We start from the raw sequence: 24,397 nt of genomic DNA on the forward strand, positions 1-24,397 counted from the left end.
CCGGATGAAGCGGTTACGGCTGTCGCAGCGTCGCAGGGAACTGGGCTACAGTCAGGAGAAGTTCGCCGAACAGCTCCAGGTCGCCACCTCGACCATCGTGAGGTGGGAGCGCGGCGAGACAACGCCGCAGCCCTATCAAAGGCCCAAAGTCGCCCGGCTCCTCCAGGTCACTCCGGCCGAGCTGGATGTTCTTCTGGCGCCGTCGCCGTCGACACACGCCGCCGAGGCGGGCCCCGAGGATCCTCCGACCACAGGCGAGGCCGATGACATGAAGCGTCGCGACTTCCTGAGCCTGTTGACGGTCACCGCGACGTTGGTCGCTCTGCCGCCGACCGACGCTCTGGCTCAGAACGCCCTGTCGGGGCGGCCGGCCGAGTCCGGCGCCGAGGTGAACGCCCACCTCTGGAAGGTCTTCGGTCTCACCGAGACCAAGCAGGCGGCGTACCCGCTGGTCCGGCATCAGCTCGGTTCGCTGGTCAAAGCACTGGCGACTACCCGGGACGCAGCCGAACACCGTGTGCTCTGCACCCTTGCGGGTGATCTCTACCAGCTCGTCGGTGAGATCTTCTTCGACGCGAACAGGTACACCGACGCCGCCCACAGCTACACGTTGGCGGCCAACGCCGCGCGGCAGGCCGGAGCGTTCGACCTGTGGGCGTGCGCGATGACTCGGCACGCCTTCGTCGAGCTGTACGAAAAGCGCTTCACCACCGCGGCGCCGATACTGTCGGCGGCGGCGCTGGTGGCTCGGCGTGGTGACGGCGAACTGTCGACCTGGTACTGGATCGCCGCAGTGCAGGCCGAAGCGTACGCGGGACTCGGCGATCTCGACGGCTGCATGCGGGCGTTGGATACGGCGGACCAGGTGCACGCTCTCGGCGGAACGGTCCAGAACGGCGGGTGGCTTCGGTTCGACGGGTCACGGCTGGCTGAGGAACGCGGGACGTGCTACCTCGCTCTGGGTCGCCCGGATCTCGCGGAGCCGTCGTTGACGGCCGCGCTCCGGCAGGAGCTGTCGCCTCGGCGGCGGGGCGCGGTCCTCGCGGAGCTCGCCGTCCTCGGCGCGCAACGGCGGGACATCGATCAGGTGGTGGAGTACAGCGCCGCCGCGATCGACCTCGCAGGGCAGACCGGCTCCGGGTACATCGGGAGGAAACTGGAAGCGGTCCGGGACAGTCTTGCGCCAGCGGCTGCGGATGGCCGAGTGTCGGAGCTGCGCCGGCGGATCGCGGCGCTGTCCGGCACGACCTAATGATCAGGGAGCAAGAATGACGGACGATGGCGGGCGGCTCTTCCGAGAGGCTTGGATCGCGGGCGTGAAGAAGCACTTCCCCGGTGAGCCGAAGCCCGGATACATCACGCCGTGGGAGGACACCCCGGAGTGGGAACGGCAGTCGGCCGCGGCCGTGTTCGGGCAGGTGCGGGACTTCGTCCAGGTGAGTGCGGGCACCACGGCCAAGCTGACGCGCGAGCAGAAGGGCCGTTTCGTCGCGCTCTGCTGGATCGCGCAGATCCACAAGCACATCCCGGAGCCGAAGTCGTCCTATGTGGCGGACTGGGCCGAACTTCCCGGCTGGCAGCAGGAAACCGACGCTGACATCTTCGAGCGGATCGAGCAGTCCGTCTGAGTCCGCAGCGCCGAACCGAGGAGCCCGCCATGTTGGAACGCGTCGCCGTCGTCACCGGGGCCGGGAGTGGGATCGGGCGGGCTGTCGCGCGTGAACTCGCCGCTGGGGGATGGCGGGTGGTGCTGGCCGGGCGGCGGGAGGAGGCGTTGGCGGAGACCGCACGGCTGAGTGGCAACAAGAACGCCCTCGTGGTGCCGACCGATGTCACGGATCCGGTCGCCGTGGACGCGCTGTTCGGGGCCGCCGTCGAGCGGTTCGGGCGGGTGGACCTGCTGTTCAACAACGCCGGGACGTTCGGCCCCGCGGCCACCGTGGACGAGTTGGACGTCGACGCGTGGAGGGCGGTGGTCGACCTCAACCTCACCGGCACCTTCCTCTGCGCCCGCGCCGCGTTCCGGCAGATGCGGGCGCAGCGGCCGCAGGGCGGGCGGATCATCAACAACGGGTCGATCTCCGCGCACGCCCCGCGGCCGCGCTCGGCCGCGTACACCGCGACCAAGCACGCCGTCACCGGGCTGACCAAGTCGCTCTCTTTGGACGGCCGTCCGTACCGGATCGCCTGTGGGCAGATCGACATCGGCAACGCCGCCACCGAGATGACGGCCGCGATGAGCAGCGGTGTGCCGCAGGCGGACGGGCGGGTCGCGGTGGAGCCGACCATGGACGTCGCCGACGTGGCCCGCACGGTGCGGCACATGGCCGAGCTTCCGCTGGAGGCCAATGTGCAGTTCGCGACGGTGATGGCGAGCGCCATGCCGTACATCGGCCGCGGTTGATCCTACGGGCGCCAGGTGTCGTTCAAGGCGACCTTGCCCGAGGCCGGCACGGTCGCGGTCCGGTTGGCGCCGGACTCCCAGGTGACCGCGCCCGAGGCGTCCTTGCGGATGTACTTGTACTCGAAGGCCGTACCGGCGGGCATCGTCACGTCCGCCTTCCAGACCGGGTAGGCCGCCGAGGAGAGCGGCAGCGCCCCGGCCGTGTTCCAGTTACCGAGAGCCGCGGTGTTACCGACCACGTAGATGTTCTGCCCGTAGACGGTGGTCGCGTTGACGGCGAAGGACGCGCCGCCGGTCACCGCCGGGCCGCCGCCGGGCGCGCCGACGTACAGCGCGACGGCGTCGCCCGCGCCGACGGTGGCGGTGAACCGGCCGTCCGCGCCGACCGTGTAGGACGGGCCGGTGCAGCCGCCGGACGCCGGGTCGCCGTGCTGGACGTCGCAGTAGGAGCCGGCCGGCAGCGAGGTCCGGAAGGTCTGGGTGACCGGGCCGCTCTCCCGGTTGATCGCCACGAAGCCCTTGCTTCCGCGGCCGAAGGCGATCGCGTTGGCGCCGTTGGACCACCAGTCGGTGAGCGCGGTGCCGGCCACCGCGTTGCGGAAGCCGACCATGTTGGCCACCTGCCGCCAGGCGTGGGTGCAGTTCCAGCCGTCCTGGTAGCAGGCGTTGACGGTGCCGCCGTTCGGCGGGCCGTCGTCGTGGCCGGTGAAGGCGTAGCCGGAGTGGACGTTGGGCGCGCCGTACGGGTGGGCCAGCATGAAGACGTTGGCCAGGGTGTACGGGGAGCCGTCCTTGTAGGTGAGCGTGGAGCCGTTGCGCTCGGTGTCCCAGTTGTCGACGAAGGTACGGGCCTTGCCGGTGGGCAGCAGGCCGCTCCCCCAGCCGGACAGGTCGGCGAGCCTGCCGCCCTGGAAGGCGCTCTTCAGCCAGGTGCCGGAGCGGAACTCGTCGACGTCGCCGGTGCCGGTGTACTCGGCGGGCTGGATCGGCTCGCCGGCGCCGTAGATGACCTCCTGCACCCAGTAGGCCTGGGGGTTGGCCGTCTTGGCCTTGATGGCGGCGAGGTCGGTGGCGGCGATGTGCTTGGCGGCGTCGATCCGGTAGCCGTCGACGCCGAGCGAGGCCAGGTCGTCGAGGTAGCGGGCGACGGTCTGCTGGACGTAGCCGCTGCCGGTGTCCAGGTCGGAGAGGTCGACCAGCTCGCAGTTCTGCACGTTCGAGCGGTCGTTGTAGTTGCTGATCGCCGTCCGGCAGGAGTGGAAGTCCCCGTCCTGGTAGGAGCCGGGGTAGCTGTACTTGCCGTACACGGTGCCGCCGGTGCCGGTGCCGGAGCCCGCGGACATGTGGTTGATCACCGAGTCGGCGATCACCTTGACGCCGGCCGCGTGGCAGGTGTCGATCATGCGTTTGAAGGCCGTCCGGTCGCCGAGGCGCCCGGCTATCTTGTAGCTGACGGGCTGGTAGGAGGTCCACCACTGGCCGCCCTGGATGTGCTCCTGGAGCGGCGAGACCTCGACGAAGCCGTAGCCCTTGGGGCCGAGGGTGTCGGTGCAGGCCTTGGCGACCGAGTCGAAGCGCCACTCGAAGAGCGTCGCCGTCACGTCCTTGCCGGCGCCGGGCGGGGCGGCCTGGGCGGCGGGGGCGGCGCCGAAGGCGGCGGTGAGGGAGAGCGCGAGGGCCGCCGAGGCGGTGAGCGCGCCGACTGCGCGGGCGGTGGTGACCACGTTGTCTCCTGTGGGGGGTGGCCGGGTGGGGGAAGTCCGGGGTCCACGCGTGAAGGCTTGCTGAAACCTTTCAGAAACTTGCAGCGCTGAACCTAGAGGCCCGGCCGGGGACCGTCAATACCCCGCGCACGACACAGGGCCCGGCGGTCGCACCCGCCGGGCCCTGCCCCTGTCTCACCTGGTTTCCGCCGGCTTCACCGGCGCCGGGTCAGCTGGTCGCGATGGAGGTGTCGTCGATCACGAAGCTGGTCTGCAGCGAGACGTCCTCGGTGCCGGTGAACTTGAGGGTCACCGTCTGGCCCGCGTAGGCCGACAGGTCGAAGGTCCGCAGCTGGTAGCCGGCGGCCGCGTCGACGTTCGAGTAGGTCTTCAGCGTGGTGCCGTTGACCTGGACCGACAGCTTGTCGTACGCCGTCGTGCCGGACTCACCGGTGTCGATGTGCAGGTAGAAGCTCAGCGTCGCCCTGCAGCCCGCCGGGATGCTCACCGACTGGGACAGCGTGTCACTGTGCGTCGACCCGTAGCCGTTCAGCCACGCCTTCCACGAACCGCCGTGCGGCGCCTGCGAGGACGAGCTGTCGACCACACCACTGGAGGCGGTCCACGGCGCGGCCGTACCCGTCTCGAAGCCCGCGTTGCCGAGCAGCTGCGCCGGGGTGCAGCTGCTGTTGGGGTCGGTGACCGCCCAGGTGAAGCCGGTGGTCCCGGTCTTGCCCGCCGAGTCCTTGGCGGTCACGGTGACGTTGGAGTTGCCGATGGTGGTCGGGGTGCCGCTGATCACGCCGGTGGAGGCGTTGATCGACAGGCCGGCCGGCAGGCCGGTGGCCGAGTAGGTCAGCGCGCCGGTGCCGCCGTTCGCCTTGACGGACAGGTTCACCGCGGTGCCGGCCTTGGTGCTCTGGTTGCCCGGGTTGGTGACGGTGACGCCGCCCGGGTCCGGCGGCAGGGTGCCGACGTTGACGGCGGCCCACGCGGTGCCGACCGCGATCACCTCGGGGCTGCCCGCCCCGTAGAGGTCCTTGGCGGCGTTCTCCGTCGCGGTGCGGGCCGCGGCGTAGTTGGTGGTGGAGGTCATGTACGTGGTCAGCGCCTTGTACCAGACCTGCAGCGCCTTGTCCCGGCCGATGCCGGTGACGGTGATGTTGTTGACGGTCGGGCTGTTGTAGCTGACGCCGTTGATCACCTTGGCGCCGCTGCCCTCGGCCAGCAGGTAGAAGAGGTGGTTGGCGACGCCGGACGAGTAGTGCACGTCCAGGTTGCCGACGCCGGAGTACCAGGAGTCGGCCGAGCGGCCGTCCTTGGAGGGCTTGTCCATGTAGCGCAGCGGCGTGCCGTTGCCGTTGATGTCGATGAGCTCGCCGACCAGGTAGTCCGGGTTGTCCTTCGGCAGGTTGGCGTAGAACTCGACCGCGTTGCCGAAGATGTCCGAGGTGGCCTCGTTGAGGCCGCCGGACTCGCCGGAGTAGTTGAGGTTGGCGGTGGCGGAGGTGACGCCGTGGCTCATCTCGTGCCCGGCCACGTCCAGCTCGGTCAGCGGGTGGGTGTCACCGGAGCCGTCACCGTAGGTCATGCAGAAGCAGCTGTCGTCCCAGAAGGCGTTGACGTAGCCGGTGTCGTAGTGGACCCGGCTGAAGGCGCCGACGCCGTCGTTGCGGATGCCGCTGCGGCCGAAGGTGTTCTTGTAGAAGTCCCAGGTGGCGGCGGCGCCGTACTGGGCGTCGACGGCCGCGGACTCGCCGTTGCTGGCCTGGCCGTTGCCCCAGGTGTCGCTGGTCTTGCTGTACAGCGTGCCGTTGCCGGACGTGCCGTGGTTCATGTTGGTGGTGTACTGACCGCCGCGGGTGCCGTCCTTGAGCTGGTAGTTGGACCCGCTCTGGGTGGTGGTCAGCGGCACGGTGCCGACGAAGACGCCGGTGCCGGTGCCGGTCTTGATGCCCTCGGCCTTGTTCAGCACGGCGCCGGTGGCGGCGTCGGTGACCACGTGCAGCCGGCTCGGGGTGCCGTCCGACTCCTTGCCGGAGACGACGGTCTCCCAGGCGAGCTTCGGGGTGCCGTCGGCGGCCCAGACGACCAGGCGCGGGGCGGTGTCGAGCGCGGAGCCGGCCTCGGCGGCCAGCGCGGCCTCCTGGGCCTTCGGCGCGGCGAGCTTCGGCGTGGTGTTGACGCCGCTCAGCACGGCCTCGCTGGCCTTGGTCACGCCCGTGGTGGCGCCGGTGGCGTCCTGGTGGACGATCAGGTCGCCGCCGAGCACCGGCAGGCCGGCGTAGGTGCGCTCGTAGCGCAGGTGGCGGGCGCCGTTGGCATCCTGGACGACGTCCTTGGTGACCAGCTTCTCGTCGCCGGTCAGGCCCAGGGTCTGGGCGATGCCGACGGTCTGCTGGTTCGCGGAGGCGATCAGCTCGGCCCGGCTCGCCTGCTGCGCGGCGACGGCCGCCGGCGCGTCAGGGGTGACCGCCTGCGCGATGACCGGGATGCCGGTCACCAGCAGCGCGGTGGTTGCGGCCATGACAACCGCTGCCTTCCGGGCGTGGGCGTAACGGGACATGCGGACTCCTTTTCCGACCGCCGCGGGGTTCGCGGGCGGTGGAGAGAACCTGGCCGCGGGGTTGCGACTCAGTGGGGGCCCCCGCCGCCGATACGCGGCGCGGGTGCGGTTGCGGAGAACAAGGTGGTCGAGCGGTTTTCCGGCAGGGGACGCGCCGTTCCTCACCTCGGACAGCTGCACCGGGAGGTGGGGTCCCCTCGTCTGCAGCCGGAGGAATCGTGGCAGCAAACGAGCCGTTAATGACAGATGCATGCCATGGATTGGCCGATTAGCTACCGGCCCGTACATCCGTCAGGGCGTCAGCAGTGTTACGACGGTAAGAACTTCCGAAGATCGTTTTCATTCTCGCCGAAAAGGTTTGGTCACCCCCGGCGGGCACTGACCAGCGCTCAGGACCAGCGCCCGGCCCGAACGGCGGCCGACAGCGCCGGACGGGCGCGGCACGTCACCTTTCCGGCCGTGCCACGGGAGGTTTTCGGACAACTCCATACATTGAATGGAACCGGAAGCACCGTGAAACGGTCCGGACCCCGAACCGCCGGAGACGGCACGGGGCCCGGTGGGGAACGGTCTGCGGCAGCAGGTGGCCGGCCCTTGTCGGCCGGGTCGATGCCGTTGCGGGGGTGAGGGCGGTCGGGTTGCCGAGAGGTTGCCGAGGGGTTGCCGAGACGCCGGCGGCCCGCAATATGTTTCAGAAAGATGCAGAAAACGGTTTCGAGCAGGGACGACGGCCGCTCCCTGCTGCTTGCCCACCCCCGATTGCGCCACCCTGGCCCCCCGGCATGACAATGGGACGTATGCCCGTCCCACCGGTCCGCACCAGACCCGATCGCACCCTCTCCCCCGGTGGGAGCCACCCCCTACCTCTCAAGGGGGACAGCCGGTGAAGAATCCACTTCCGGAGGATGAGCGGACGGCTACGGAACGTCTGGCAGACTTCTCGTCCATGGGGGAACCGACCGAGATTCAGCAGAACGGCGGCCGCATGCCCGACGGAGCCACCCGTGCCGCCCAGACCCGGACCGCCACCCTGCGCGCGCGTGTCCGCGAGCAGCGCCGTTCGCCGGCCCGGCCGAGGATCTGGTTCGAGCTGGCACTGATCGGCCTCAGCTACTGGATCTACTCGCTGGTCCGCAACGCCGTCCCCGAGCAGGAGTCGGTGGCGCAGAAGCACGCCGGCTGGATCTGGGATCTCGAACACTCGCTCGGCATCGCCGTCGAGCGCTCGATCAACCACTCGATCGACAGCGTCGGCTGGCTGATCACCGGGATGAACTACTACTACGCGACGCTGCACTTCGTCGTGACCATCGGTGTCCTGGTCTGGCTCTACCGCCGGCACCCGGGCCGCTACGTCGCGGTGCGCACCGTGCTGTTCGTCACCACCGCGATCGCGCTGGTCGGCTTCTACTTCTTCCCGCTGGCGCCGCCCCGGCTGATGACCGACGGCGGCTTCATCGACACCGTGAAGACCCACAGCACCTGGGGCTCGATGGCCTCCGGCCCGGCCACCCACGTCTCCAACCAGTTCGCCGCGATGCCCTCGATGCACATCGGCTGGTCGATGTGGTGCGGTCTGACCATCTTCTTCCTGGCCCGCCGGACCTGGGTCCGGGTGCTCGGCCTGCTCTACCCGGCGGCCACCCTGGTGGTGATCGTCGCGACCGCCAACCACTTCTGGATGGACGCCGTCGGCGGCGAGCTGTGCCTGCTGGTGGGCTTCCTCGCCGCCCGCTGGTTCTACCACTCCTGGGTCTACCGGCTCCCGCAGGTGCCGGCCCGGGAGGAGAAGCCGGCCGAGCCGGTGGTCGTGCCCGAACAGTGGAGCGAACCCGCGGTGAGCAGCGCACGGCGCTAGCGACCGCACGGACGAACAGACACGGACAGAGACGAGCAGAGGGGCCCCGGACACCACCGGGGCCCCTCTTGCGTCGCCTTCGGTCACCCGTAGAACAGCCGCTCCACCACCGACCGGGCCCGCCGGGTGGTGCGCCGGTAGTCGTCCACCAGCTCGCCGCTGTGCCCGACCCCGTAGCCCAGGTAGCGGGCCACGCCCGCCAGCTCCCGGGCGTCCGCCGGGAACGAGTCGCCCGCCCGGCCGCGCACCAGCATCACCGCCGAGCGCACCCGGGAGGCCAGCACCCAGGCCGCGTCCAGCACCTCGGCGTCCTCCGCCCCGACCAGCCCGGCCCCGGCCGCCGCCGCCAGCGCCGCCCTGGTCCGGGTGGTGCGCAGCCCCGGCAGGCCGTGGCCGTGCTGGAGCTGGAGCAGCTGGACGGTCCACTCGACGTCCGCCAGCCCGCCCCGGCCGATCTTGGTGTGGGTGGTCGGGTCGGCGCCGCGCGGCAGCCGCTCGGCCTCGATCCGCGCCTTGATCCGGCGGATCTCCAGCAGGTCCCGCTCCGGCACCCCGGCGCCCGGGTAGCGCAGCGGGTCGATGAGCTGCCGGAACCGCTCGCCCAGCTCCGGGTCGCCCGCCACCGGCTCGGCCCGCAGCAGCGCCTGGCTCTCCCAGGCGTGCGACCAGCGCCGGTAGTACGCCGCGTACGAGGCCAGCGAGCGCACCAGCGGGCCGTTGCGCCCCTCCGGCCGCAGGTCGGCGTCCACCTCCAGCGGCGGTTCGGTCGACGGCGCGGCCAGCAGGGCGCGCAGTTCGAGGCAGACCGCCTGGGCGGCCCGGGCGGCGTCCTCCTCCAGCGAGCCGAGCGGCGGGTCGTGGACGAAGAGCACGTCCGCGTCCGAGCCGTAGCCCAGCTCGTGCCCGCCGAACCGGCCCATCGCGATCACCGCGATCCGGGTCGGCAGCGCGCCGTTGCGGGCCTCCCAGCCCGCCACGCAGGCACGCAGCGCGCCCTGCAGGGTGGCGGCGTTCAGCGCGGTGAGCGCCTCGCCGGCGGTGTCCAGCGCCTCGGCCGGATCCTCGCCGAGCCGGCCGAGCACATCGGCGGCCGCGGTACGGAACAGCTCCCGGCGGCGCACCGAGCGGACGGCGGCCACCGCGGCGGCGGTGGAGTCGGCCCGGCCGACGGCGGCCAGCACCTCCCGCTCCACGGCGGCCCGCCCGCGCGGCGCCAGGCCCTGCGGGTCGCCGAGCACGGCGACCGCCTCGGGCGCGCGCAGCAGCAGGTCGGGGGCGAGCCGGCCGGCCGACAGGACCCGCGCCAACTGCTCGGCGGCGGCGCTCTCGTCGCGCAGCAGCCGCAGGTACCAGGGGGTGCGGCCGAGCGCGTCGGAGACCTGGCGGAAGTTGAGCAGCCCGGCGTCCGGGTCGGCGGAGTCGGCGAACCAGCCGAGCAGCACCGGCAGCAGGGTGCGCTGGATGGCCGCCTTGCGGCTGACCCCGGAGGCGAGCGCGGTCAGGTGGCGCAGCGCGGCGGCCGGGTCGGCGTAGCCGAGCGCCTCCAGCCGGGCCCGGGCGGCGTCCGGACGCAGGCCGGCCGCGCCGGGCGGCAGTTCGGCGACGGCGTCCAGCAGCGGCCGGTAGAACAGCTTCTCGTGCAGCCGGCGCACCTCGACCGCGTGCCGCTTCCACTCCCGCTGGAGCGCGGCCACCGGGTCGGCCCGGGTGTCGTCGTTGATCAGCGGCGCGAGCGAGCGGGCGAGGCGGCGCAGGTCCTCCTCGCCGGTGGGCATCAGGTGGGTGCGGCGCAGCCGGTGCAGCTGGATCCGGTGCTCCAGCGAGCGCAGGAACCGGTAGGCGGTGTCCAGCGAGGCGGCGTCGGCGCGGCCCACGTAGCCGCCGCGGGAGAGCGCGGCCAGCGCCTCCAGGGTGTTGCCGCTGCGCAGCGCCTCGTCGGTGCGGCCGTGCACCAGCTGGAGCAGCTGGACGGAGAACTCGACGTCGCGCAGCCCGCCGGGGCCGAGTTTGAGCTGGCGGTCCAGTTCGGTGGCGGGGATCGAGTCGATCACCCGGCGGCGCATCTGCTGCACGTCCGCGACGAAGTTCTCCCGGGCGGCGGCCTGCCAGACCATCGGCGCCAGCGCGGCGGTGTACGCCTCGCCGAGCTCCGGGTCGCCGGCCACCGGGCGGGCCTTGAGCAGCGCCTGGAACTCCCAGGTCTTGGCCCAGCGCTGGTAGTACGCCAGGTGGCTGGCCAGGGTGCGGACCAGCGGGCCGTTGCGGCCCTCGGGGCGCAGATTGGCGTCCACCGGCCAGATGGTGCCCTCGCCGGTGGTGTCGGCGCACAGCCGGGTGAGCGCGGCGGCCAGCCGGGTGGCGGCCCGGACCGCCTCCTGTTCGTCGACGCCCTCGCGCGGCTCGGCCACGTAGATGACGTCCACGTCGGAGACGTAGTTGAGTTCGCGCCCGCCGCACTTGCCCATGCCGATGACGGCGAGCCGGCAGGCCGCGGCGGCGTCCGGGTCCTGGGCGGCGGCCAGGTCGAGGGCGGTCTGCAGGGTGGCGCCGGCCAGGTCGGCGAGTTCGGCGGCGGTCTGGGCGAGGTCGGTGGTGCCGGTGAGGTCGCGGGCGGCGACGGCCAGCAGGCAGCGGCGGTAGGCGACGCGCAGCGCGTCGGCCGGGCGCCCGGCGGGGTCGGCGTCCGCGGCGGCGACGGCCTCGGCGAGCGCGCGGCGGAAGTCCTCCGGGCCGGGGTGCATGTCGCGCAGCTCGAAGGTGACCAGGACGTGCCAGTCGTGCGGGTGCCGGGCCAGGTGGTCGGCGAGCGCGGTGGAGGCGCCGAGCACACCGAGCAGCCGGTCGCGCAGCGGCTTGGAGGTGGTGAGGGTGTCCCGCAGGGTATGCCGGTCGGCCGGGTCGGCGGCTTCCAGCAGCCGGGACAGGCCGAGCAGCGCGAGGTCGGGGTCGGCGGTGGCGGCGAGCGCGTCGAGCAGCAGCGGGTCGCCGGCCAGGCCCTCCAGCGCCGGTTCGGCGAGCAGCCGCAGCGCCCGCGCCGGATCGGTGAACCCGCGCCGCACCAGCCTGATCTCCGGCCGGCTCACCCGGCTTCCGGCCCGCTGTTCCTCCACCGCCATCGCCCCTCCGTCCGTCCGCCCCAGCAGGCTACGCGCCCGAACCCCGCCGCGCCGTCCGTGACCCCGCGCCCGGCGCACTCGTTCACCCGGCGTCGCCCCCTCCCCTCCCGCCCGGAGCGCCCGATGCCCAGCCGTCTGCCCTCGCTCACCGGGCTGCGCTTCTGGGCCGCGCTGCTGGTGGTGCTCTACCACCTGTCGCGCAAGCTCGGCGAGCTGCCGGTGCTCGGACCGCTCGCCTGGTACGGGCGCTCCGGCGTCACCTTCTTCTTCGTCCTCTCCGGCTTCGTCCTCGCCTGGACGTACGAGGCCTCGCCCGCCCCCGCCCGGTCCTTCCTCCGCCGCCGGTTCGCCCGGATCTGGCCGTTGCACGCGCTGGCCACGGTCCTCTCCCTGGGCGCGGACGCCGCGATCGGCCGGGCCGTCCTTCCGGTGGCCGCGCTCTGCTCGCTGCCGCTGCTGCACACCTGGGCGCCCGGGACGGTCCTCGGGGGCAATCCGGCGTCCTGGTCGCTGGGCGCCGAGGCCTGGTTCTACCTGCTGTTCCCGCTGCTGCTGCGGGTGCTGGCGCCGCGCCGCCGCGGCTGGCTGCCGCTGGCGGCCGGGTGCGCCGCGCTGGGACCGGCGCTCTGGGCGGCGGGCGCGCTGCTGCCGGCCGACCCGGCGCTGCGCGGCTGGCTGCTGGACTACCTGCCGCTGACCCGCACCCCGCAGTTCGTGCTCGGGGTGGTCACCGGACTGGCGGTGCGGCACGGGCTGCTGCCCCGGGTTCCGCTGGGGGCGGCCGCGGCGGCGGTGGCCGGCTGGCACGCGCTGCTGGTGCCCTGGCACGCGGCCGTGCCCGACACCCTGTGGTGGGGCCCGTACAGCGCCGCCCAGCTCGTCCCGGCGCCGCTGTTCGCCGCCCTGCTGGCCGCCGCCGCCCGGCGCGACCTCGGGCCGGGCGGCGGGCCGCGGCTGCTGGCCGGGCGGACGGCGGTGCGCCTCGGCGAGTGGTCCTACGCCTGGTACCTGGTGCACGAGATCGGCATCCGCTGCTGGCTGTGGACGGTCGGGCGACCGTCCGGGACGCCGGCGCTGCTCGCCGTCGACCTGCTGCTCGGCGCGGCGACCCTGGCCGCGGCGGGCGTGCTCCACCGCTGGGTCGAGCGCCCCTGCGAGCGGCTGCTGCGCGGAACGCCGCCGCCGCGCCCCCGGGTGCGGGTGGCGCGGCAGCGGCGTTCGTCGGTGACGCCGGATCAGCCCTCCAGCGAGTTGTCCAGGTTCACGTAGGCGTAGAAGACGCCGAGGTCGTAGCCGTCCTTGTCGGTGTCGAACTTGATGGTGATGCTGGTGTCACCGTTGCGCAGGTACGGCGAGATGTCCCAGCGGTTGGAGTCGTACCCGAAGTTGTTGCGGTTGTACGGGTTGCGGACGAACTGGTCGGCCGGGGTCAGCTCCTCGATGGTGGAGTTGAACGCGTCGTTGGACGCGTGGTTGGGGTCCGAGAAGATCGCCTCCGGCCCGTTGGTGGACTTCATCGCCAGGGTGTCGCCGGTCCACTTCAGGTCGCCGTCGTAGACGACGAAGCCCAGCTTGCCCGCGACCTGCCCGGTGGCCGGGGTCTGCAGCCCGTTGAGGTCGAACTGACGCGGCGGGCTGTCCGGCAGCTCCACCCGGAAGCCGTCCCACAGGTGCACGTGGCGCAGCGGCTTGCACTCGTTCTCGTACGCGACGACGATCGTCCAGCCGCCCCAGCTGTGCGGCTTCACCACCGAGTCCATGTTGGCCACGGTGTAGCTGCCGTTGCCGGACCGCTTGACCAGGTCGGTGATGTCGGCGGAGGCCTGGTAGCTGCTCTCCTCGGTGGTGGTGATGTAGCCGATGGACGGCTGGTCGTTCGCGATGTTCCGGTACTCGTTCTCGCCCGGGACCTTCAGGTAGACCTCGTCGATCTGGTTCTCCGGCAGCACGGTGTCGCCGATGCCCCGGGTCCCGCCCCAGTACAGCCGGGCGTACTTGACCCTGGAGCCCTCGATCAGCCCGAGGTCGGCCGAGCTGGCCGAGTAGATCGGGTCGCCGAGCGGACCGATGCTGCCCGGGTCGATGTTGATGTACTTCATCTGGTAGTTGTTGTTGATCGGCCGGCTGCCCTCGCCCTTGCGGGCGTCCACACACGGCGGCTGCGCGGGGTCGACCGGCGGCTGGGTCTCGTCGCAGGTCATCAGGGAGTTGCTGATCCGGGTGATGGACCCGTGGAAGTCGCCCTCGAAGCGCGTGGTGAACGGCAGCTGGTTCTCGGCGAGGGTGGCGGCGTTGCGCTGCAGCGGCCCCTTGGGCCCCGAGCCGCGGGCGTCCGCGAGCGGGGCGGAGAGCAGCTGTCCGGCGATGGCGACGACGGCCACACCCGTGATCCCGATCCGGCGGGCGAGCAGGCGGGCGATGGCGGCGCGGCTGACGGTGGAGGAGGGCATGAGGTCCTCTCAGGGGGAGGGGGATCGATCTCGCTTATCGGATCACAACGCAACGTCACAATCCCCTCACATACAGCCATCGGTGAGCGCGCCAACCCAAACGGCGGGCCCGCCGTCATCCATTGGGACGACGGCGGGCCCGGTCGCTCTTGACGAGGGGTCAGCCCCCGGCGGCGGTTACAGCACCTGGAGGTTCTTGCGCAGCTCGAAGGGGGTGACCTCGGAGCGGTACTCCTCCCACTCCTGCTTCTTGTTCCTGAGGAAGAAGTCGAACACGTGCTCGCCGAGGGTCTCGGCGACGAGCTCGCTGCGCTGCATCAGGTCGATGGCCTCGCCGAGGTTCTGCGGCATCGGCTGGATGCCCAGGGCGCGGCGCTCGGCGTCGGTGAGGGCCCAGACGTCGTCGTCGGCGCCGGGCGGGAGCTCGTAGCCCTCCTCGATGCCCTTGAGGCCGGCGGCCAGGGTGACGGCGTAGGCGAGGTAGGGGTTGCAGCCGGTGTCGAGGGAGCGGACCTCGACCCGGGTGGAGCCCTGCTTGCCCGGCTTGTACATCGGGACGCGGATCAGCGCGGAGCGGTTGTTGTGGCCCCAGCAGATGTAGGACGGGGCCTCGCCGCCGGCGCCGGCGGTGCGCTGGGAGCCGCCCCAGATCCGCTTGTAGGAGTTCACCCACTGGTTGGTGACGGCGGCGGTCTCGGCGGCGTGGCGCAGCAGGCCGGCGATGAAGGAGCGGCCGACCTTGGAGAGCTGGAACTCGGCGCCGGACTCGTGGAAGGCGTTGCGGTCGCCCTCGAACAGCGAGAGGTGGGTGTGCATGCCCGAGCCGGGGTGGTCGGAGAACGGCTTGGGCATGAAGCTGGCGTAGACGCCCTGCTCCAGCGCGACCTCCTTCATCACCAGCCGGAAGGTCATGATGTTGTCCGCCGTGGACAGCGCGTCGGCGTACCGCAGGTCGATCTCCTGCTGGCCGGGGGCGCCCTCGTGGTGGGAGAACTCCACCGAGATGCCCATCGACTCCAGCATGGTGATCGCCTGGCGGCGGAAGTCGTGGCCCACCCCGCGCGGGGTGTGGTCGAAGTAGCCGGAGTGGTCGGCGGGGATCGGCGCGGTGCCGTCGCCGGGCAGGTTCTTCAGCAGGAAGAACTCGATCTCGGGGTGGGTGTAGAAGGTGAAGCCCTGGGCGGAGGCCTTCTCCAGGGTGCGCTTCAGCACGAACCGGGGGTCGGCGTAGGAGGGCGAGCCGTCCGGCATCAGGATGTCGCAGAACATCCGGGCGGTGCCCGGGGTCTCCGAGCGCCACGGCAGGATCTGGAAGGTAGTCGGGTCCGGCTTGGCGATCATGTCGGACTCGTAGACCCGGGCGAACCCCTCGATCGCCGAGCCGTCGAAGCCGATGCCCTCCTCGAACGCCTGTTCCAGCTCGGCCGGCGCCACCGCGACCGACTTCAGGAACCCCAGGACATCGGTGAACCACAGCCGGACGAACCGGATGTCACGCTCTTCGAGCGTCCGAAGCACGAACTCCTGCTGCTTGCCCATGGGGACAGTCTCACCTCTGCTCTTTACGTTCGTGTTACGCCCGGGACCCGTCCGGGAGCGACTGTCCCCATCATGGCGGATCATCGCCACCGGGGGCAGCGGCGACCCCGGCCGAGACATTGCGTCAGATCGACGATTAGACTCGGTGGCATGCCCAATCTCCGTCTCGCCCTCTGCCAGACCGACCCGTGGGTCGGTGACATCGCACGCAACAGCGATGAGGTGGTGCACTGGACCAAGCAGGCCGTCGAGTCCGGCGCCCAGCTGGTCGCGTTCCCCGAGATGGCCCTGACCGGGTACCCGGTCGAGGACCTCGCCCTGCGCCGCTCGTTCGTCGAGGCGTCGCGGGCCGGGCTGGTCGAGCTGGCCGCGCGGCTCGCCGCGGAGGGGCTCGGCGAGGTGCCCGTGGTGGTGGGGTACCTCGGGCGCTCCGAGCAGGCCTCGCGGCGGTTCGGCCGGCCGGCCGGCTCGCCGCAGAACTGCGCCGCGGTGCTCTTCCGGGGCGAGGTGGCCACCCGGTTCGCCAAGCACCACCTGCCGAACTACGGCGTGTTCGACGAGTACCGCTGGTTCGTCCCCGGCGACCAGCTGCCGGTGCTGCGGCTGAACGGGGTGGACGTCGCGCTGGCGATCTGCGAGGACATCTGGCAGGACGGCGGCCGGGTGACCGCCGCCCGCGAGGCCGAGGCCGGCCTGCTGCTGGTGATCAACGGTTCGCCGTACGAGCGGAACAAGGACGACGCCCGGCTGGAGCTGGTCCGCCGCCGGGCCGCCGAGGCCGGCTGCGCGCTCGCGTACGTGAACATGGTCGGCGGCCAGGACGAGCTGGTCTTCGACGGCGACTCGATCGTGGTCGCCCCGGACGGCGAGGTGCTGGCCCGCTCGCCGCAGTTCGAGGAGCACCTGCTGGTGCTGGACCTCGACCTGCCGGCCGCCAGCAGCGACCACACCGACGGGCTGCTGCTCGCCGACGGCCTGCACCTGGTCCGCGCCGAGCTGGGCGGCGAGCCCGCCCCGGCGCCCGCCGCGCCGGTGTCCGCCGGGGTCGCGCCGCGGCTGAGCGACGAGGCGGAGATCTGGTCCGCGCTGGTCTCCGGCACCCGGGCCTACGTCCGCAAGAACGGCTTCCGCTCGGTGCTGATCGGCCTGTCCGGCGGCATCGACTCGGCCGTGGTGGCCGCCCTCGCGGTGGACGCGCTCGGCGCCGGGAACGTGTACTGCGTCGCGATGCCGAGCCGCTACTCCTCGCAGCACTCCCGGGACGACGCGGCCGAGCTGGCCCGCCGCACCGGGCTGAACTTCCGCACCGTGCCGATCGCCCCGATGTTCGACGCCTACCTGGCGGCCACCGAGCTGACCGGCCTGGCCGAGGAGAACCTGCAGTCCCGGCTGCGCGGCACCCTGCTGATGGCGATCTCCAACCAGGAGGGGCACATCGTGCTCGCGCCGGGCAACAAGAGCGAGCTGGCGGTCGGCTACTCGACCCTGTACGGCGACTCGGTCGGCGCGTACGGCCCCATCAAGGACGTCTACAAGTCGCTGATCTTCCGGCTGGCCCGCTGGCGCAACGAGGAGGCCGAGCGGCTCGGCGAGGTGCCGCCGATCCCGGAGAACACCATCTCCAAGCCGCCGTCCGCCGAGCTGCGGCCGGACCAGAAGGACACCGACTCGCTGCCCGACTACGACCTGCTGGACACCGTCCTCGACCTGTACGTCGAGGGCGACCAGGGCCGGGACGCGATCGTGGCGGCCGGCTTCGACCCGGCCGTGGTGGACCGGGTGGTGCGGCTGGTGGACACCGCCGAGTACAAGCGGCGGCAGTACCCGCCGGGCCCGAAGATCTCGGTCAAGGGCTTCGGCCGGGACCGCCGGCTGCCGATCACCAACCGGTGGCGCCGGGGCTGACGGCCTTGACTGTTCGCCCCTCGCCTCCGGGGCGGCGCAGGGCTCACTGGTAGCGGTAGGTGGCGGCCACCGCGAGGTGGTCGCTGCCGTCCCGCTCCAGGGTCCGCGAGTCGGTGGGCTTCAGCCCGCCCTTGCTCATGATCTGGTCGATCCGGGCCATCGGCAGGGACGCCGGCCAGCTGAAGCCGAAGCCGTCGCCGGCCGCGCCCTGGGCGGAGCGCATCTGCGAGGTGACCGGCGCCAGGCTGCGGTCGTTCATGGTGCCGTTGAGGTCGCCGAGCAGCAGCACCTTCTTCAGCGGCTCGGCCTGGATGGCGTCGCCGAGCGCCTGGGCGCTGACGTCCCGCTGGTTGACGGTGAAGCCGCCCCCGGCCCTGAGCCGGACCGACGGCAGGTGCGCGACGTACACCGCGACCGGGCCCTGCGGGGTGCTCACCTCGGCCCGGAACGCCCGGGTCCAGCCCATCTTGATGTCCACCACCCGGACGTCGCCGATCGGGTACTTGGACCAGAGCCCGACGGTGCCCTCCACCGCGTGGTACGGGTAGCTGTCGGCCAGCCCGGACTCGTAGGCGCGCAGCGGCCGGCCGGCCAGCTCCTGCAGCGCGACGATCTGCGCGCCGGACCTCTCCAGCATCCGGACGGTGCCCTGCGGGTCGTCGTTGGCGGCGGCCACGTTGTGGCTGACCACCGTGAAGTCGCCGGTGCCGCCGCTCTTGTCGGTGAGCAGGCCGCCGAACATGTTGGCCCAGACCACCGCCGGCACCAGCAGCGCGAGCAGCGCGGTGGCGGAGCGGCGCAGCAGCGCGGGGACGAGCAGCACCGGCACGGCCAGGCCCACCCAGGGCAGGAAGGTCTCCAGCAGGCTGCCGAGGTTGCCGATGCTGTTCGGCACCTCGGCGTGGAAGGCCAGCAGGGCGCCGGCGAGCAGGGCCAGGACGGCCAGCGCCAGGCCGCGCCGCCAGGTGGTGGCGCCGCGGGCGTCCCGGCCCCAGCCCCGCACTCCGAGGAATCCGGGCGCGGGGCGCCGACCGGACCCCGGGTCGCCGGCCTCTGCCGTGGACACCCGGTCCGCCCTGTCCGCCTGCGCCATGCCGTGGCTCCCGTCCCTCGTTCGCGCCGTCCGCCCTGCGCCGTCGGCCCGGTGCGGCCCGCCGCCGGGCGGGCGGAGGGCGTGCCGGACTGGTGCGGGTTTGGTCGGATTCCCGGCTCAGCCTATGCCGGGACAGACGCCCGGCCGGTGGACCGGGGTTCCGGCGTGGCCCGGTTGGTGAGCCAGGCCACTGCGCGCAGGGCGGCGGGAGAACGGGGCGGCGGTCAGGCGGGCACGGGCCGCAGGGCCGGGCCGGCCAGGCCGCCCAGCAGCGCGTCGACCATCCGCTCGGCCAGCTCGGGGTCGTCCAGGTCGGAGTCGTCCCACAGGATGCTGCGGGCGAGGATGGGGCCGATCAGCAGGTCGCCGAGCAGTTCCTCGTCGAGGTCGGCGCGCAGCTCGCCCTCGGCGACGCCCCGGCGGATGACGTCCCGGGCGGCCTCCCGGCGCGGCACGATCACCCGTTCGCGGTAGGCGGCGTGCAGCTCGGGCCAGCTCTGCATCTGGCCGAGCGCCGCCTTGAGCACCCAGCGGGAGCGCTTGGCGAGGCCGCGCAACCGCATGTACTCGATCATCGCGACCAGGTCGCCGCGGATCGAGCCGGTGCCGGAGGGCAGCGGCTCCTCCAGTCTGCTGACCATGTCGACCAGCAGCGCCTCCTTGTTGGGCCAGCGCCGGTAGATGGTGGCCTTGCCCACGCCGGCGGCGGTGGCGATGCCCTCGATGGTCAGCTCGGACAGGCTGGTGCCGGTCGCCATCTGCTCCTCGACGGCGGCGAAGATCGCCTGCTCGGCGGCCTCGCTGCGGGGCCTGCCCCGGCGCGGGCCGGTGCAGGGCGGCGCGGCCGTCGGCTCGGTCTTCATCTCACATCTCCCGGTTGGGGCCCCGCCCGGAGGGAGGACGGGGTCGCACGCGCTCGTTGGGCCCTGTCACCGGCGGGTTCCCGGTGCCAGGGCCCCATTCTCGCTCAGCGCGGTCGCGGGTCAGGCGTCCGCCACCGCCGCCTTGCGGGCCGTCTCGTCCGGCCGGGCGGCCGGCACGGCGCCGGACGGCCCGGCGGGCCCGTCGGCCGGGGCCTTGCCGGGCAGCAGGAACCACGCCAGCAGCGCGCCGACCACGGTGATCCCGGCCGAGAGCGCGGCCACCACGTGCATGGCGTGGATGAAGGCGTCGTTGGCCGGGGCGATCAGCTCCTTGCCCCGGTCGCCGAGCCGGGCGGCGACCGCCAGGGTGGCCTCCAGCGACTCGCCGGCCTTCTCCCGCAGCTCCGGGCCGGGCAGCCGGGCGAGCTCGTCGGACATCCCGTCGCGGTAGACGGTGGAGAGCACGGCGCCGAGCACCGCGACCCCGAGCGAGCCGCCGACCTGGCGGAAGGTGTTGTTGACCGCCGAACCGGCGCCCGCCTTCTCGCGGGGCAGCGAACCCATGATCGCGACGGTGATCGGCGGCATGACGTGCGCCATGCCGGTACCCATCAGCAGACCGAGCACGACCAGCACCCAGATCGGGGTGGTGGCGCCCAGCAGCAGGTAGCCGAGGAAGCCGACCGCGATGAACAGCATGCCGACGGCGCAGGTGGCGCGGACGCCGAAGCGGTCGACCACCAGCCGGGCGCGCGGGGCGAACACCAGCTGGGCGGCGGCCAGCGGCAGCATCAGCACACCGGCCTCCAGCGCGCTGTAGCCGCGCACGCTCTGGGTGTAGAAGACGCCGAAGAACGAGACGCCCATCAGCGCGAAGAAGACCACGCCGATCACGACCACCGAGGCGCTGAACACCTTGTTGCGGAACCAGTCGACGTCCAGCGCGGGGTGCGCGGTGCGGCGCTCGTGGAGCACGAAGGCGGCCAGCGCCAGCACGCCGACGAGCACCGGGCCCCAGGCCCCGACGGCAGTGAAGTCGGCCAGCTCGCCGCCCTTGATGATGCCGTAGATCAGCGCCACCAGGCCGATGATGGACAGCAGCACGCCGACCGGGTCCATCCGGCCCGGGTTCGGGTCCTTGGACTCGGGGACCAGCAGCGTCATCGCGACCAGCGCCACGACGACGATCGGGACGTTGACCAGGAAGACCGAGCCCCACCAGAAGTGCTCGATCAGCAGGCCGCCGGTGATCGGGCCGATCGCGATGGCCAGGCCGACGGCGCCGGCCCAGATGCCGATCGCCTTGGGCTGCTCGGAGCGCTCGAAGACGTTCATGATGATGGCGAGCGTGGCCGGCATGGCCAGCGCGCCGCCGACGCCCATCAGCGCGCGGTAGCCGATCAGCTCGCCCGGCGTAGTGGCGAGCGCGGAGAGCAGCGAGGCGAGGCCGAAGACGGCCATGCCGGCCAGCAGGGCCCGCTTGCGGCCGAACCGGTCGCCGAGCAGGCCGGAGGTGAACAGCAGGCCCGCGAAGACCAGCGTGTAGGAGTTGATCGACCATTCCAGGTCGCTCTGGCTGGCGCCGATACCGGTGGGCGCCGGGGAGGCGATGGTCTTCATCGCGACGTTGAGGATCGAGTTGTCGAGCACGACGACGAGCAGGGCGAGCACCAGGGTGCACAGGATCGCCCAGCGGCGGCGGTGGATGGCTTCCGGCACACGGGGTGGCGCGGCGGCGGTGGTCATGGGTTCTTCCCGTCGTGGTACGGCGTGGCACAGGCGGGCATTTCGAGCCGCGTTCGTCTCGTAAACCCCCCGCGGTCAGCGTAGCGGGATTTTCGATACGAGACGAATCCGTATCGTAAAGCGGGGGCAAAGACCCGCCGACGGGGGCCGCAAGCGGAGTGACCCCCGCCCCTTTTGCAGCCGCGCCGGGCCGTGCAAGCATGGAGGTGATCCGGGGACGCCGCACGGCGCCACGAGACGACAACCCTTCAGGAGCCTGTTCGATGAACGCTTCTTCGCCCTCGCCTGCCCAGAACCGGGCGACGACGACCGCCACCCTCTACGGTGGGGTCACCAACCGCCGCGTCACCGTCCGCGACCTCGCCACCGCCAAGCAGCGCGGCGAGAAGTGGTCCATGCTGACCGCCTACGACGCCCTCACCGCCGGCGTCTTCGACGAGGCCGGCACCCCCGTCCTGCTGGTCGGCGACTCCGCCGGCAACTGCCACCTCGGCTACGAGACCACCGTGCCGGTGACCATGGATCAGATGGTGATGCTCGCCGCCGCCGTCGTCCGCGGCACCAAGCGGGCCATGGTCGTCGCCGACCTGCCGTTCGGCTCGTACCAGGAGTCCCCGGCCCAGGCGATGCACAACGCGGCCCGGCTGATGAAGGACGCCGGGGTCGGCGCGGTCAAGCTGGAGGGCGGCGAGCGCAGCGCCCGCTCGATCGAGCTGCTGGTCGAGGCCGGCGTCCCGGTCATGGCCCACATCGGCCTCACCCCGCAGTCCGTGCACGCGCTCGGCGGCTACCCCGTCCAGGGCCGCGGCGACGAGGCCGCGCACCAGCTGCTGCGCGACGCCAAGGCGGTGCAGCAGGCGGGCGCCTTCGCGGTCGTGCTGGAGGCGGTGCCCGCCGAGCTGGCCCGGCAGGTCACCGAACAGCTCACCGTCCCGACCGTCGGCATCGGCGCCGGTGCGGACTGCGACGCCCAGGTGCTGGTCTGGACCGACTTCGCCGGGATGACGGCGGGCCGGGTGCCCAAGTTCGTCAAGCAGTACGCCAACCTGCGGGCCGTCCTCGGCGACGCCGCCCGCGCCTTCGCCGAGGACGTGCGCACCAGCGCCTTCCCGGCGGCGGAGCACACCTTCCACTGACGCCCACCGTCACCGGGGCCCGGCCACGGCCGGGCCGGGCCCCGGTGACAGCGGCGTGACAGCGGAGCGACAGCGCACCGCCGCACCGGCGCACCCCTGACAGCGGGCTGACAGCCGGGGCGGACAGTCTTGGGGCATGACACGAATCTCCACCGCCCCGAACGACCGGGGGCCCGCCGCGGGGAACGCCGTCGAGGTGCACGGCATCGTCAAGCACTTCGGCACCACCAAGGCCCTCGACGGCGTCGACCTCACTGTGCGCGAGGGCACCGTCCTCGGTGTGCTCGGCCCCAACGGCGCCGGCAAGACCACCCTGGTCCGCGTCCTGTCCACACTGATCCGGCCCGACGCCGGCACCGCCTTCGTCGGCGGCTACGACGTGCTGCGCCAGCCCAAGCAGCTGCGCCGCACCATCGGCCTCACCGGCCAGTACGCCTCCGTCGACGAACTGCTCTCCGGCTACGAGAACCTCTACCTCATCGGCCGGCTGCTCGACCTCTCCCGCCGGGACGCCAAGGCCCGCGCCACCGAGCTGCTGGAGCGTTTCTCGCTCACCGAGGCCGCCAAGCGGACCGCCAAGACCTACTCCGGCGGCATGCGGCGCCGCCTCGACCTGGCCGCCTCGATGATCGGCCGTCCCAAGGTGCTCTACCTGGACGAGCCCACCACCGGCCTCGACCCGCGCACCCGCAACGAGGTCTGGGACGAGGTGCAGCGGATGGTCGCCGAGGGCTCCACCGTGCTGCTCACCACCCAGTACATGGAGGAGGCCGAGCAGCTCGCGGGCGAGCTGACCGTCATCGACCGCGGCCGGGTGATCGCGGCCGGCGGCATAGCCGAGCTCAAGGCCCAGGTCGGCGGCCGGACCCTGCAGGTCCGCCCGGTGCACCCGGCCGAGCTGCCCGAGATGGCCCGCTGCCTCCAGGACACCGGCGTCACCGCGACCTTCTCCGCCGACACCGGCCTGCTCTCGGTGCCGATCACCGCCGACGAGCAGCTGACCACCGTCATCGGCGTGCTCGGCACCCGCGGCTTCGCGGTCGCCGGCATCGACACCAAGCTGCCCAGCCTCGACGAGGTCTTCCTCACCATCACCGGCAAGCCCGCGGACCGCCCGGCGCCCGCGGACACCGCCCCCAGCCTCGCCAAGGAGCCCGTCGCATGACCACCGCCACGCTCGCCCCCGCCCGGGCCGAGGACACCGGGATCGGCCTGGCCGGCCACCTGCGGCACGTCGGCGCGCTGACCCGCCGCAACCTGATGCGGATCAAGGCCGACCCGGAGTCGATGTTCGACGCCGTCCTGATGCCGGTCATCTTCACGGTGCTGTTCGTCTACGTCTTCGGCGGCGCCATCTCCGGCGGCCAGGACGCCTACAAGCAGTACATGATCCCCGGCCTGCTCGGGCAGACCGGGCTCACCCTGGCGATGGCCGTCGGCACCGGCCTCAACAGCGACTTCCAGACCGGCGTGATGGACCGCTTCCGCACCCTGCCGATCGGCCGCTCCTCGGTGCTGCTCTCCAAGATCGCGGCCGAGACCTGCCGCGCCCTGCTCTCCTTCACCATCCTGATCCTCTTCTCGCTGATCCTCGGCTTCGAGGTGAAGGGCGGCCTGCTGAAGCTGCTGGCGGCGGTCGGCCTGTCGCTGGTGTTCGGCATGTCGATCGTGTGGATCTCGATGCTGCTGGGCATGGCCCTGCGCAGCGCCCAGGCCGTCCAGGGAGTCGCCATGCTGGTGCTGATGCCGATGCAGTTCGGCAGCTCGATCTTCGCCCCGACCGACACCATGCCGGGCTGGCTCCAGGCCTTCACCAAGGTGAACCCGCTCTCCGGGCTGGCCGACGCCTGCCGGGCGCTGATGAACGGCCAGGGCGCCGTCGCCCACCCGACGTTCGTCGTACTGGCCTGGTCGCTCGGCATCACCGCGGTCTTCGCGCCGCTCGCCGTCGCCCGGTTCCGCAAGCGGACCTGAGCCGTGACCGCGCGGCGGGGCCCCGGGGTGCGCGAGGCGCACAC

17 protein-coding genes are annotated in these 24,397 nt (G+C 72.2%); 9 read left to right on the forward strand and 8 right to left on the reverse strand.

Translation table 11 applies throughout. The annotated features are described in order from the left end of the window. The first annotated feature begins 4 nt into the window (after window positions 1-4). Genes ACFCLZ_RS11920 through ACFCLZ_RS11930 form a run of 3 tightly spaced genes read left to right on the forward strand, consistent with a single transcriptional unit; the run spans window position 5 to window position 2,404 of the window. Window positions 5-1,252 (forward strand): helix-turn-helix transcriptional regulator, encoded by a 1,248-nt coding sequence (locus ACFCLZ_RS11920; RefSeq protein WP_380284860.1) that lies wholly within the window; start codon window positions 5-7, stop codon window positions 1,250-1,252. A 16-nt stretch (window positions 1,253-1,268) separates the two neighbouring features. Next, the gene (locus ACFCLZ_RS11925) at window positions 1,269-1,628 is read left to right on the forward strand and encodes a hypothetical protein (RefSeq protein ID WP_380284861.1); all 360 of its coding nucleotides are present in this window, start codon (window positions 1,269-1,271) and stop codon (window positions 1,626-1,628) included. Between the two features lie 29 nt (window positions 1,629-1,657). Beyond that, complete coding sequence (locus ACFCLZ_RS11930) at window positions 1,658-2,404, forward strand: SDR family oxidoreductase (protein WP_380284862.1); 747 nt, start codon at window positions 1,658-1,660, stop codon at window positions 2,402-2,404. A gap of 2 nt (window positions 2,405-2,406) precedes the next feature. Here the strand turns inward: ACFCLZ_RS11930 and ACFCLZ_RS11935 are convergent, their stop codons facing one another. After that, window positions 2,407-4,128, reverse strand: coding sequence for a carbohydrate-binding module family 20 domain-containing protein (locus ACFCLZ_RS11935; protein WP_380284863.1), 1,722 nt, complete (start codon window positions 4,126-4,128; stop codon window positions 2,407-2,409). A 208-nt stretch (window positions 4,129-4,336) separates the two neighbouring features. Beyond that, window positions 4,337-6,673, reverse strand: a complete 2,337-nt coding sequence (locus ACFCLZ_RS11940) for a M4 family metallopeptidase (protein WP_380284864.1) — start codon at window positions 6,671-6,673, stop codon at window positions 4,337-4,339. A 946-nt stretch (window positions 6,674-7,619) separates the two neighbouring features. Here ACFCLZ_RS11940 and ACFCLZ_RS11945 point away from each other — a divergent pair. Further along, a complete protein-coding gene (locus ACFCLZ_RS11945; protein ID WP_380284865.1) occupies window positions 7,620-8,531 on the forward strand; it encodes a phosphatase PAP2 family protein in 912 nt (303 codons plus the stop codon). Window positions 8,532-8,614: 83 nt separating this feature from the next. Here the strand turns inward: ACFCLZ_RS11945 and ACFCLZ_RS11950 are convergent, their stop codons facing one another. Continuing rightward, a complete protein-coding gene (locus ACFCLZ_RS11950; protein WP_380284866.1) occupies window positions 8,615-11,647 on the reverse strand; it encodes a bifunctional [glutamine synthetase] adenylyltransferase/[glutamine synthetase]-adenylyl-L-tyrosine phosphorylase in 3,033 nt (1,010 codons plus the stop codon). A 123-nt stretch (window positions 11,648-11,770) separates the two neighbouring features. On the opposite strand from ACFCLZ_RS11950, the gene ACFCLZ_RS11955 reads away from it, so the two are divergent. Continuing rightward, the gene (locus ACFCLZ_RS11955; protein WP_380284867.1) at window positions 11,771-12,916 is read left to right on the forward strand and encodes an acyltransferase family protein; all 1,146 of its coding nucleotides are present in this window, start codon (window positions 11,771-11,773) and stop codon (window positions 12,914-12,916) included. On the opposite strand, the gene ACFCLZ_RS11960 is transcribed toward ACFCLZ_RS11955, so the two are convergent. After that, entirely contained in the window at window positions 12,883-14,097 is a 1,215-nt protein-coding gene (locus ACFCLZ_RS11960; RefSeq protein ID WP_380284868.1) for a hypothetical protein, read from the reverse strand. The genes ACFCLZ_RS11955 and ACFCLZ_RS11960 overlap by 34 nt on opposite strands. A 177-nt stretch (window positions 14,098-14,274) precedes the next feature. After that, complete coding sequence (locus ACFCLZ_RS11965) at window positions 14,275-15,636, reverse strand: glutamine synthetase family protein (protein ID WP_380284869.1); 1,362 nt, start codon at window positions 15,634-15,636, stop codon at window positions 14,275-14,277. A gap of 150 nt (window positions 15,637-15,786) precedes the next feature. Between ACFCLZ_RS11965 and ACFCLZ_RS11970 the strand changes: the two genes are divergently transcribed. Then, window positions 15,787-17,541: an NAD+ synthase gene (locus ACFCLZ_RS11970; protein ID WP_380284870.1), complete on the forward strand. Its 1,755-nt coding sequence runs from the start codon at window positions 15,787-15,789 to the stop codon at window positions 17,539-17,541. Window positions 17,542-17,584: 43 nt separating this feature from the next. On the opposite strand, the gene ACFCLZ_RS11975 is transcribed toward ACFCLZ_RS11970, so the two are convergent. From ACFCLZ_RS11975 to ACFCLZ_RS11985, 3 genes are all read right to left on the reverse strand, one after another. Beyond that, a complete protein-coding gene (locus ACFCLZ_RS11975; RefSeq protein WP_380284871.1) occupies window positions 17,585-18,634 on the reverse strand; it encodes an endonuclease/exonuclease/phosphatase family protein in 1,050 nt (349 codons plus the stop codon). Window positions 18,635-18,858: 224 nt separating this feature from the next. Further along, window positions 18,859-19,497, reverse strand: a complete 639-nt coding sequence (locus ACFCLZ_RS11980; RefSeq protein ID WP_380284872.1) for a TetR/AcrR family transcriptional regulator — start codon at window positions 19,495-19,497, stop codon at window positions 18,859-18,861. Between the two features lie 120 nt (window positions 19,498-19,617). Continuing rightward, window positions 19,618-21,243 carry an MFS transporter gene (locus ACFCLZ_RS11985; protein WP_380284873.1) on the reverse strand — a complete coding sequence of 542 codons (1,626 nt, stop codon included), beginning with the start codon at window positions 21,241-21,243 and terminating at the stop codon, window positions 19,618-19,620. Window positions 21,244-21,506: 263 nt separating this feature from the next. On the opposite strand from ACFCLZ_RS11985, the gene panB reads away from it, so the two are divergent. The 3 genes from panB to ACFCLZ_RS12000 all read left to right on the forward strand — a co-directional run bounded on the left by panB (window position 21,507) and on the right by ACFCLZ_RS12000 (window position 24,353). Continuing rightward, window positions 21,507-22,379, forward strand: a complete 873-nt coding sequence (gene panB / locus ACFCLZ_RS11990) for a 3-methyl-2-oxobutanoate hydroxymethyltransferase (protein ID WP_380284874.1) — start codon at window positions 21,507-21,509, stop codon at window positions 22,377-22,379. Between the two features lie 136 nt (window positions 22,380-22,515). Next, window positions 22,516-23,544 carry an ATP-binding cassette domain-containing protein gene (locus ACFCLZ_RS11995; protein WP_380284875.1) on the forward strand — a complete coding sequence of 343 codons (1,029 nt, stop codon included), beginning with the start codon at window positions 22,516-22,518 and terminating at the stop codon, window positions 23,542-23,544. Beyond that, entirely contained in the window at window positions 23,541-24,353 is an 813-nt protein-coding gene (locus tag ACFCLZ_RS12000; protein WP_380284876.1) for an ABC transporter permease, read from the forward strand. The genes ACFCLZ_RS11995 and ACFCLZ_RS12000 overlap by 4 nt, the downstream gene beginning before the upstream one ends. The last annotated feature ends 44 nt before the right edge of the window (window positions 24,354-24,397 follow it).

The sequence above is a fragment of the Kitasatospora purpeofusca genome (genome assembly GCF_042691725.1).
Classification (GTDB): Bacteria; Actinomycetota; Actinomycetes; order Streptomycetales; family Streptomycetaceae; genus Kitasatospora; species Kitasatospora purpeofusca_B.

Coding starts and splice junctions, on each gene's coding strand:
- ACFCLZ_RS11925 (WP_380284861.1), top strand. CDS start 1,269: ATGACGGACGATGGCGGGCGGCTCTTCCGAGAGGCTTGGATCGCGGGC.
- ACFCLZ_RS11980 (WP_380284872.1), bottom strand. CDS start 19,497: ATGAAGACCGAGCCGACGGCCGCGCCGCCCTGCACCGGCCCGCGCCGG.
- ACFCLZ_RS11945 (WP_380284865.1), top strand. CDS start 7,620: ATGGGGGAACCGACCGAGATTCAGCAGAACGGCGGCCGCATGCCCGAC.
- ACFCLZ_RS11995 (WP_380284875.1), top strand. CDS start 22,516: ATGACACGAATCTCCACCGCCCCGAACGACCGGGGGCCCGCCGCGGGG.
- ACFCLZ_RS11960 (WP_380284868.1), bottom strand. CDS start 14,097: ATGCCCTCCTCCACCGTCAGCCGCGCCGCCATCGCCCGCCTGCTCGCC.
- ACFCLZ_RS11950 (WP_380284866.1), bottom strand. CDS start 11,647: ATGGCGGTGGAGGAACAGCGGGCCGGAAGCCGGGTGAGCCGGCCGGAG.
- ACFCLZ_RS11940 (WP_380284864.1), bottom strand. CDS start 6,673: ATGTCCCGTTACGCCCACGCCCGGAAGGCAGCGGTTGTCATGGCCGCA.
- ACFCLZ_RS11970 (WP_380284870.1), top strand. CDS start 15,787: ATGCCCAATCTCCGTCTCGCCCTCTGCCAGACCGACCCGTGGGTCGGT.
- ACFCLZ_RS11955 (WP_380284867.1), top strand. CDS start 11,771: ATGCCCAGCCGTCTGCCCTCGCTCACCGGGCTGCGCTTCTGGGCCGCG.
- ACFCLZ_RS12000 (WP_380284876.1), top strand. CDS start 23,541: ATGACCACCGCCACGCTCGCCCCCGCCCGGGCCGAGGACACCGGGATC.
- ACFCLZ_RS11965 (WP_380284869.1), bottom strand. CDS start 15,636: ATGGGCAAGCAGCAGGAGTTCGTGCTTCGGACGCTCGAAGAGCGTGAC.
- ACFCLZ_RS11930 (WP_380284862.1), top strand. CDS start 1,658: ATGTTGGAACGCGTCGCCGTCGTCACCGGGGCCGGGAGTGGGATCGGG.
- panB (WP_380284874.1), top strand. CDS start 21,507: ATGAACGCTTCTTCGCCCTCGCCTGCCCAGAACCGGGCGACGACGACC.
- ACFCLZ_RS11985 (WP_380284873.1), bottom strand. CDS start 21,243: ATGACCACCGCCGCCGCGCCACCCCGTGTGCCGGAAGCCATCCACCGC.
- ACFCLZ_RS11975 (WP_380284871.1), bottom strand. CDS start 18,634: ATGGCGCAGGCGGACAGGGCGGACCGGGTGTCCACGGCAGAGGCCGGC.
- ACFCLZ_RS11920 (WP_380284860.1), top strand. CDS start 5: ATGAAGCGGTTACGGCTGTCGCAGCGTCGCAGGGAACTGGGCTACAGT.